The sequence below is a fragment of the Mailhella sp. genome, from assembly GCF_057866825.1.
The window spans coordinates 1-7,697 of record NZ_DBMAHT010000100.1 but is presented as its reverse complement, the minus strand read 5'-3'; the positions used below and the strand labels follow the sequence as shown (position 1 = coordinate 7,697).

The 7,697-nt window shown below is 61.6% G+C and carries 6 protein-coding genes; 5 read left to right on the top strand and 1 reads right to left on the bottom strand.

Going from position 1 to position 7,697, the window contains the following annotated elements; genetic code table 11:
* The first annotated feature begins 299 nt into the window (after nt 1-299).
* Nucleotides 300-1,952, top strand: a complete 1,653-nt coding sequence (locus ACZM96_RS08490) for a DNA repair protein RecN (RefSeq protein ID WP_489488524.1) — start codon at nt 300-302, stop codon at nt 1,950-1,952.
* 744 nt (nt 1,953-2,696) lie between these two features.
* Here ACZM96_RS08490 and ACZM96_RS08485 read toward each other — a convergent pair.
* Nucleotides 2,697-3,173, bottom strand: coding sequence for a 23S rRNA (pseudouridine(1915)-N(3))-methyltransferase RlmH (locus ACZM96_RS08485; protein WP_489488522.1), 477 nt, complete (start codon nt 3,171-3,173; stop codon nt 2,697-2,699).
* 1,144 nt (nt 3,174-4,317) lie between these two features.
* Between ACZM96_RS08485 and yedF the strand changes: the two genes are divergently transcribed.
* From yedF to ACZM96_RS08465, 4 genes are all read left to right on the top strand, one after another.
* Entirely contained in the window at nt 4,318-4,920 is a 603-nt protein-coding gene (gene yedF / locus ACZM96_RS08480) for a sulfurtransferase-like selenium metabolism protein YedF (protein WP_489488521.1), read from the top strand.
* 66 nt (nt 4,921-4,986) lie between these two features.
* Entirely contained in the window at nt 4,987-5,757 is a 771-nt protein-coding gene (locus ACZM96_RS08475) for an acyl-CoA dehydratase activase (protein ID WP_489488519.1), read from the top strand.
* Between the two features lie 9 nt (nt 5,758-5,766).
* Nucleotides 5,767-6,900, top strand: coding sequence for a double-cubane-cluster-containing anaerobic reductase (locus ACZM96_RS08470; RefSeq protein ID WP_489488517.1), 1,134 nt, complete (start codon nt 5,767-5,769; stop codon nt 6,898-6,900).
* Between the two features lie 25 nt (nt 6,901-6,925).
* A partial coding sequence (locus ACZM96_RS08465) for an ABC transporter ATP-binding protein (RefSeq protein ID WP_489488515.1) occupies nt 6,926-7,697 on the top strand: 772 nt, incomplete at its 3' end.

The window sequence follows — 7,697 nt, the reverse complement described above, 5'->3', positions numbered from 1 at the left end:
TCCGCGCTCCCTCCTGCCTGTGTCCGACTCCTCTTCCCGTGCCTCGCGCGCATTCTCGTGCCGATTTTGGACGGACTTCCGCCGCTGCACTCTCCAAAACACCCCGCCCGGCTTCTTCACTCTTCGCCCGAGCCCCAAAACACGCTCCCGCCGCAAGTCTCAACCTTGCTGCACAATCATTCCTGATAAATCAATTTTTAGTTGAAGCAAAAATAAATTTAATCTTGACTTTTCCCGTTTTTTCAACGAAAGATGTTCCATCGGGGCTTGTCCCCCGCAACCTTTTTTCTGGTGACAGCATGCTGGAATATCTGCGCATACGCGGCCTTGCCCTCATCGACGACATGGAACTGGAATTCGGGGACGGCATGAACGTTCTCACGGGTGAAACCGGCGCCGGCAAAAGTTTCATTCTCAAGGCCATCAACTTCGTTCTCGGCGACAGGCTCGCCACCGACATGGTGCGTCCCGGGAGGGACAAGGCGCAGGTCGAGGCCCTGTTCACCCGTCAGGGCCCCGAGGGCGAAGAGGAAATCGTGCTTCGCCGGGAACTGTCCGCCGCGTCCGGGCGCAGTCATTTTTTCCTCAACGGCTCTCTTACCTCGCAGGACGCCGTGCGCGCGCTGCGCCCCGCGCTGCTCTTTCATGTGAGCCAGCACGGGCAGCAGCGTCTTCTTCAACCTTCCTATCAGGCGGCGCTCATCGACGCCTTCCTGCCCGATCCCTCCATCGTCAGCCGCAAGGACGCCCTGGTGCGAGAGCTCAAGGACGTGGGCGAACAGCGGCGCAAGCTGCTGGAACGCATGGACATGCTGAGCGAGAAGCGGGAGCTGCTGGAAATGCAGCAGAAGGAAATAGAAAAGGTTGCGCCCGAAGAAGGCGAGGAAGAGCGTCTGGAGCAGGCGCGCGCCGAGCTCAAGAACGTGGAGCATCTGCGCGCGCAGTACGAGCAGGGGCTGGAACTCATGCTCGGAGGCGAGGGAGCGGGACTTGCCGCCCTTCTCGGGGAACTGGAAAAAATTCTGCACTCGCTGAGTCAGGACGACGAAAGCTTTTCGCCCTCCCTCGACGCGCTGCTCAACTTTGAAGAAGAAGCCCGGGAACTGACGCGGCGCTTCCGCAGCACGCCCTCCTCCGACTGCGAATACGATCCCGACGAGCTGGAAGCCCGTCTCTACGAGCTCTCGCAGCTCAAGCGCCGCATGCGCCGCAGCATTCCCGAAATTCTGCGCCTTCGCGACGAGATCACGGAAAACCTGTCCTTTCTGGACGCCTGCGGGCTGGATCTGCACCGTCTGGAAAAGCAGGAACGCGAACTCGCCAAAAAACTTCATGCAACGCTTGAGGAATGCAACGAGCTGCGCCGGGAGGCCGCCGCGCGCTTCTGCGCCGCGCTGGAAAAGGAACTATCCGGGCTCGGCTTTTCCGACCAGGTGCGCGTGGAACCGGAATGCACGCCTCACGAACTGTGGCCGCAGGTGGAGGACAAGGTCAAGGTCATCTGCCCCGCCTGCATGGAAGACCGCTACCGTCTGCTCTGGGCTCCGAATCCCGGCCAGCGCCCGCAGCCGCTGGACAAAATTGCCTCGGGCGGCGAACTTTCCCGCTTTCTTCTGGCCGTGGTGGGCGTGCAGTCCACCAACGAGGACGCCACCCTTATTTTCGACGAAGTGGACGCCGGTGTGGGCGGCATGACGCTGAACCGCGTGTCCGACAGGCTGCATGACCTGGCTTCGCGCCGTCAGCTTCTCGTCATCACGCACTGGCCGCAGATTGCCGCGCGTGCGGCCCAGCATTTTCAGGTGTCCAAGGAAATACGCAACAACGAAACCTTCACGCTGTGCCGTCCGCTGGACGCCAGATCCCGGGAAGCCGAGCTGCGGCGCATGGCGGGCGAAGAGTGCTGGACCGAACAGCCGTCATTTGTTCCGGCGGCGGTGGCTCATGGATGAGACGTCGCCACAAAAGCCGGGCAAGGCCGGATGGTCAGACCTGGGCTGAAGGCGCAGAACGGCACGACGCCGGAGCCTGACGCTGCGCGCGTTTGTACTTGGCGCGCACTCTGAATCGTCTTTTTTCTTCTGTGCCGTTGCCTCTGCCCCGCTGCCACAACGGCACAGGCAGAGCTGCAAGGAAAGAAGCCTTCCGCTGCCGCGTGATTCACGGCGGGGAGTCACTTTTTACGTGCCGGGCGCGCCGCCGACCTTTCCCCGGCTTGAACCGGAAGCGGCATTCCTCCCACCTGCGCGCCGACGGCGCGGACGACAGGGCGGAAGGCGTCGCCCAGGCAGAATCCCGAAAGAAGTCCGGGCACGTTCCGCTCACGACCTGGAGGAAATCCCCCCGGCAGGTCGGAACAACAATTTCATTTGCGCCTCTCCGTGCCGCGGGCGGACTCTCGTCACATTTCGCACGCCGCCCGGGGAGGAAAACAGTGCCTTTCCGATGCCCGCCTGCGGGCGAGGCTCACAAGCCAAGACGGAAATTATCTCTTCCGGCAGCGGCATCCCTTTTTGCGGGCGGATTCCCCGAGTCTTCCCGGAAAAACTGGGGCGAACGGTCGCCGACATCCCCGGCCATCCCGAACGGAAGACGTGTGCGCCGCAGGCAAAGGAACAGAAGCGCGACGAGCGCTTCCGCGCCGACGTTGCGTCAGCCGTACCGCTTCATTCTTCGTCGGTCGCGCACTTCTTTCCTTAATCGTGATGATACGGCATGTTCCGAAGCAGCGTTTCTGCGCGGTAAAGCTGCTCCAGCAGCACCACGCGGGCCAGCTCGTGCGGCAAGGTCTGCGGGCCGAAGGCTATGAGATGCCGCGCCTTCTGCCTCACGGTTTCGTGCAGGCCGAACGGCCCTCCCACGATGAAGCACGGGCGACGCGTGGCGTCCGACGAAAGCCCGTCGAGAAAGCGGGAAAACTCCCGGGACGTCATGGAACGCCCCTTTTCATCGAGACAGACCACGACATCCTGCGGCGTCAGAGCCGCAAGGATGCGCTTTCCCTCATCCTCCACGCGCCGGCTGACCGGAAGCGCAGGATCAGAATCGCGGATGACGGTGTCCGTCACCTGCCGCCAGCGGGAAAGGCGTTCCAGATAATGGGCCGAGGCGTCCTTCCAGAACGACGCGTGCGGCCTGCCGACAGTCATGATGCGCAAGGGTTTCAAACTCATGCGGCTCTTATAAACTGCCCCTGCGCCGGACGCAAGCAAGTCCCCTTCCGCGCGCACAGGCCAAGAATCTAAAAAAAGAATGCAGCGGCAGTGATGCCCCGCCTTCCGCGCGCCGGAATGAAGTCACCGGGCCGCGGCCTCATATCCGCCGCTTGCACAGCTTTTCGTGCGCGCCTAGGTCAAGTCCCTTGCGGGTAAAGATGGCAGACGAGTCGGACAGCCTTCCGCGCGACAGGGGCACGCCCGCCATCCGGGCGGGCGTTTTTGACGCAGCAACCCCCTTCCGCGCCCGTCTGGAGCAAGCTGCCCACGGCGAAGCAGAGCTGGAGGCACATCTGCGCCTTCCGTTCGCCAGGCGTCAGACTCCCCGTCGCCTTCGAGCGTCTCTTTCCCTCACGGCAGGCGTCGCCTCCCTTTGCCGGACGGCTGCCGGACACGCGTGTTTTTCTGAAATCGCACCTCTCCCCCGTCGGGCCGGGGGCCGATGCCGCCCCGACAGCACGGCCCGATGCCGGATGTCGAGCGTCCGCCTTTCGCCGAAAGCTCCCTCTGCATGGGCGACGCTTCGTCAACCCATTCAGGCTGCTGCCATGTTGCAACCATGCCCGAAAGACATGTGATTTTATTCGCAACTAGGTAAAAAAATTACACAAAACTGTACTTCGTTGACAGCTTCATCAAGTTGTGGAATAACCATCCCGTCGAAATATTTTATTTCAAAACGCCCTCTGTCCTCTCAGCAGACCTGCTGAAGTCTGCCGTTTTTTGCCATGATGATGTCCATGTTCAAGCTTCCCTTCACCTGAATTCTCTTCCTCTGTGACAGGAAGAGTTTCTTTCTTGGACATTAAACGGCATCATTCTCAATTTTTCGATTCCGATTTTCGCCGTTCCAGCGCTCTTTCCGGTCGCAGATTCCGTAAAGGGCGCTTTTTTTGCGCCCTTGCCCGCTCCGCGCCCGTCATGCCGCCATATCCGCACAACACGCCGCGCGAAGATCCGATCCCGTTTTTTTCATCCATCCGATGCGCGGCCGCCCGAAGGCATTCCGCACTCTCTCTTGGTTCGGAGAAGCCCGCACATCGCCGCGCGTTCACACAGGACGCGCGTTTTTCACCCTGTAACGCTGTTCTCTGGAGGTTCCATGTCCGTTTCTCTCGACTGCCGTGGTCTGGCCTGCCCCGAACCCGTCATCCGTACCCGCGACGCGTTGAAAGACGCCCCCGACGCCATCGACGTCTGCGTGGACAACGTGCCCGCCACCGAAAACGTCAGCCGCTTCCTCAGCCGTTCCGGCTACGTTGCGGAAATCAAGAAGACCGGCGACTCCGAATGGAAGGTCTGCGGCCGCAAGGCCGGCATCAACTGCGCCAAGGCCGAAGAAATCATTGCCGAAGCCGGCGCGCCCCGCTCCGGCAAGACGCTGGTGCTGCTCACCTCCGACGTCATCGGCTCCGGCAGCGACGAGCTCGGCGCCAAGCTCATGGGCAACTTTCTCTCCACGCTGCCCGAAATGAACGAGCTGTGGCGCATCGTCATGGTCAACGGCGGCGTGCGCCTCGCCTCCACGCCCGGCAAGGCCCTCGACGCCCTCAAAAAGCTCGAAGCCTCCGGCGTGAGCATTCTCGTGTGCGGCACCTGCCTGGAATTCTTCCATCTCACCGAACAGAAGCAGGTCGGCGAGACCACCAACATGCTGGACATCGTCACCAGTCTCGACCTGGCCGACAAGGTCATCCGTCCGTAACTCATCACGCCGCCGCTCCGACGCTTCTCAGGCCGTCGAAGCGGCGGGCAAGACAAGGAGAAATACATGCCGGTGGCTGGCGTTGACGTAGGCTCGGTGGCCGCGAAAGCGGTGATTCTGGACGAACAGTCCTCAACCATTCTGTCCCATGCCGTTCTTCCCACGGGGTGGAATCCCCGTCAGGCCGGAGAAGAAGCCCTCGGCAGGGCCTGTTCGGCGGCCGGCGTGGAACGCTCGTCTCTCAGGCGCATCGTCGGCACGGGCTACGGACGCATCGCCCTGCCCTTTGCAAGCAAAAGCGTCACGGAAATCACCTGTCACGCGCTCGGGGCCGTGCATCTTTTTCCCCGCACCGGCGTGGTGCTCGACATCGGCGGGCAGGACAGCAAGGCCATTGCCGTGGACGCCGACGGTCTCGTGCAGGATTTCGTCATGAACGACAAGTGCGCGGCCGGCACCGGACGCTTTCTTCAGGTGCTCTCCGGCATTCTGGGCATGGACCTTCCCGAGCTCGACGAAGCCGCCGCGAAAGGCCATCCCACGGACATTTCGAGCATGTGCGCCGTGTTTGCCGAAACGGAAATCGTGGGCCTTCTCGCGCAGGGCGCCAAGCCCGAAGACGTGGCCGCCGGCGTGTTCCGCTCGCTGGCCAGACGCATGGTCACGCTTTCCCGGCGCATCGCCTGCCGCGGCGAGTACACCTTCACGGGCGGCCTCGCATCCATGCCTGCCTTTGCCGCCCGTCTTGCCGAAGAGCTCGGCACAGAAATCAACGTTGCCGAACAACCGCAAACCATCGGAGCTCTGGGCGCGGCGCTCATTGCCGCGCGCCCATAGGGGGAACTCATGACGCATCCCAGCATCGAACGATTCAAAAACATCACCGACCGCAACGTTCTGGCCCTTCAGGAAGCAAAGCAGGCCGGAAAAAAGGTCGTCGGCCAGTACTGCATATACTCCCCTCTGGAAATAGCGCTCGCCGCCGGGGCCGTGCCCGTGTCGCTGTGCGGCACGAAAAACGACTCCATTCCCGCCGCAGAGAGCATGCTGCCCCGCTCGCTCTGCCCGCTCATCAAGAGCAGCTTCGGCTTTGCCCTTGAGGACAGCTGCCCGTATCTCGCCGCCTCCGACATCGTCATTGCCGACACCACCTGCGACGGCAAGAAAAAGATGTTTGAGCTTCTGGCCGAACGCAAGCCCATGTTCATCCTGCAGCTGCCGCAGATTCAGAACGAATCCGCGCTCCGCTACTGGAAGGAGCAGTACGAACGCCTGGTGCGGGAACTTGAACAGCGCTTCCACGTTTCCATAGGGGAAGCGGAACTGCGAAGCGCCATACGCACGGCCAACCGCTTCCGCCGCGCGCTGAAAAGCGTGCTCGATCTGGCAAAGCGCAAACCTTCGCCTCTTTCCGGCATGCAGCTTATGGAAATCGCGCATCGCGCCTCCTTCGTGCCGGACTGGGAGAAGGCTTCGGAACTTCTGGAGGATATCGCCCGCGAAGTGGGCGCAGACGGCGAAAGCCCCTTTGCCGAATCCGCGCCGCGCATCCTTCTCACCGGCGTTCCCATAGGGCTCGGTTCCCACAAGGTGGTGCAGCTTATGGAAGAATGCGGCGCAAGCGTGGTCTGCCTGGACAACTGTTCCTGCTACAAAAAGGTGCGTCTCATGATCGACGAAAACGCCGATCCGCTGGAAGCGCTCGCCTCGCGCTACCTCGACACGCCCTGTGCGGTCATGTCGCCCAATCCGAACCGCTACGCAGTCCTCGAAGAGCTCGCGCGGGAATTTCAGGTCAACGCCGTGGTGGATCTCACCTGGCAGGGCTGCCAGACCTACGACGTGGAATCCTGGTCGGTGAAGCGCTTCGTGCGGGAAACGCTGCACCTTCCCTTCCTGCAGGTGGTCACCGACTATTCCCCGGCCGACACCGAACAGCTGAAGGTCCGCATGGAAGCCTTCCTCGAAATGCTCCGCTGATCCGTCTTTTTGCTGCAAAGTGCTTATGAAGGACATTCTCATCAATCATCTGTCATTCGGCTACACCCCGGAACGTCTCATTCTGGACGACATCGACCTTGCCGTGGACACCGGTTCCTTCGTGTGTCTTCTGGGCCCCTCCGGCTGCGGAAAAAGCACATTTCTCCGCCTCATGGCCGGGCTTGAGCATCCCACGAAGGGCGACATCGTCATGGAAGGCAGGCGCATCGAAAAACCGGGGCTCGACCGCGGCATGGTCTTTCAGGACTACGGCCTCTTTCCCTGGATGACCGCGGGAGAAAACATCACGCTCGCCCTCGAGCAGCGCTTTCCCGAGGCCGGAAAAAAGCGCTGGAAGGAAACGGCGCTGGAAAAGCTGCGCGACGTCGGTCTCGAAGAGTCCGTGTTCGACAAGCTGCCCAAGGAACTTTCGGGCGGCATGAAGCAGCGCTGCGCCATCGCCCGTTCCTTTGCCGTGGATCCTCCCGTGCTGCTCATGGACGAACCCTTCGGCGCGCTCGACGCCGTCACCCGTGCGCGGCTTCAGGATCTGGTGCTCGAACTCTGGGCCAGAACCGAGCCCAAGAAAACCGTGTTCTTCGTCACCCACGACGTGGACGAAGCCCTGCTTCTCGCCAGCCGCATTCTGGTGTTCGGACAGTCGCCGAGCCATATCATCTACGACTGCACCATTCCGCCGGAAAAACGCCCCACCCGAGAAACCCAGTTCGACGACGTGGAAACCCTGAAACTGAGAAATACGCTCATTCACCACATCAACCGCGACGTGAACGTGC